At 51.9% G+C, this 1,875-nt stretch carries 2 protein-coding genes; both read right to left on the reverse strand.

The genetic code is table 11. The features are described from left to right. On the reverse strand, positions 1-470 hold a 470-nt coding region (locus ACTHUT_RS19445), incomplete at its 3' end, for a PCRF domain-containing protein (protein ID WP_440419473.1). Positions 471-626: 156 nt separating this feature from the next. Continuing rightward, positions 627-1,875: NRAMP family divalent metal transporter (locus ACTHUT_RS19450; RefSeq protein ID WP_440419475.1), on the reverse strand; the 1,249-nt coding region annotated here is incomplete at its 5' end.

Consider the following 1,875-nt stretch of genomic DNA (forward strand, 5'->3'; position numbering starts at 1 on the left):
CCCAATTCGCTTTCATTGGCGGAAACGATTTCGACCTGCCAGCGGTTGCGCTCGGCGTAGCGGCTGTACATACGAAGCAAATCGCCTGCAAACAGCGCGGCTTCGTCGCCGCCCGTTCCGGCGCGTACCTCGATAAAGATATTTTTGTCGTCGTCGGCATCTTTTGGCAGCAGCAGTTTTTGCAATTCGGTATCGAGTTCGTCGATTTTGGCTTTTGCCGCTTCGATTTCTTCGGCGGCAAAGTCTTTCATTTCAGGGTCGGACAGCATTTCTTCGGCATCTGCCAAGTCGCTTTGCGCCAGCTGGTAGTTTTGGAAGACTTCGACAACGGGGGTCAGTTCGGCGTGTTCACGTGTGAGTTTGCGGTAGTTGTCCATGTCGGACGTGGCTTCAGGCTGACCGAGCAGGTGGGTGACTTCTTCCAGTCGGTCGCTGAGTTGTTGTAGTTTTTCTAAAATAGACGGCTTCATAAATTTTCCAAAATACGGATGCCGTCGAGTGGTCTACAACGGCGAAATAAGGAGTCATTATAATGGGTTTGAATGAAAATTCAAAAAGATATGATTGATTGGAAAGGCCGTCTGAAACCTGTTTTTGAGTTTCAGACGGCCTTTTTTAGTATGGGCTTATTTAGGTGCAGCCAAGATACCTGTTTGGTTCAGCAGGAACAAAACTGTAAATCCGGTCAAATAAATCAAACCGATAATGGCGAGGAAGTTCATGCCCATGGTCAGTTTGTGGCGTTTGTCGCCTTTGACGAGGCGGTAGTTCAGCCAAGCGAACACAGGGGCTGAAACGAAGGCGGTGATCATGGCGAATTTGAGCAGCTCGGCCATCGCGCTGTTGAACCAGAAAATCACGGCCAAGCCCGAGCCTGCAACCCAGACGTTCCAAGCAAATAATTCGGCATTTCCGGTTTTGTCTTTACCGCGCAGCAGGCGTACCGGTTCGGCAATCGCGCGCGCGTAGCCGTCTACTACGGTAATGGTGGTGCCGTACATACAGGCAAAGGCGATAAATGCCACCAGCGGACGCGACCAGTCGCCGATGGTAACGGCGTACATATTAATCAGTTGGCCAACATATTTGCCACCGGCCATTTGTACTTCCTCGCCGTTGCCGTATTGTACATATGCACCCAAGGCGAGGAAAACGACCGCCAAAATCGCGCTAGTAATGTAGCCGACGTTGAAGTCGAAAATACCGTCGCGGTAGCTGGAAGGGTTGATGCGTTGTTTTTCGGTTACCCACAAAGAGTTGATGGCGGAAATTTCAATCGGCGCAGGCATCCAGCCCATCAGCGCGATTAAGAAGCCCAAGCCGGTCAGCGTCCAAGGGGTGGGCTCGATAAAGTCGGGCTTCATCTGCATACCGCGAGACATGGCAACGGCTGCCGCGGCAACGGTGGCAATGGTCAGGCTGACGATGATGATTTTGGAAACGTTGTCCAATGCTTTATAGCGGCCGCTTGCCAGAATCAGCAGGCAGGAAGCCATGATCAGGGCGGACACTATACCGGTATCGAGAGTCAGTGATGGGATTGCCATTTTGACGATGGCGGCGGTAACGATGGCAACCGCACCCGCGTTAATCGTTGCCGATGCAATACACAAAATCAAAAATACCCACAAATAAACGCGGCTTTTTTCGGCATAGCCTTCAATCAGGCTTTTGCCCGTGTCCAGTGTGTAATGTGCGCTGAAGCGGAAAAACGGGTATTTAAAGAGATTAGTCAGAATAATGATCAGCGCAAGCTGCCAGCCGTAAAGCGCACCTGCCTGCGTGGAGGCAATCAGGTGCGAGCCGCCGACCGCTGCCGAAGCCATCATGATGCCCGGGCCGAGGGCATTAATTTTGCTCTGCCAGGTAGAGGAG

It is taken from the genome of Neisseria sp. P0022.S010 (genome assembly GCF_051956635.1).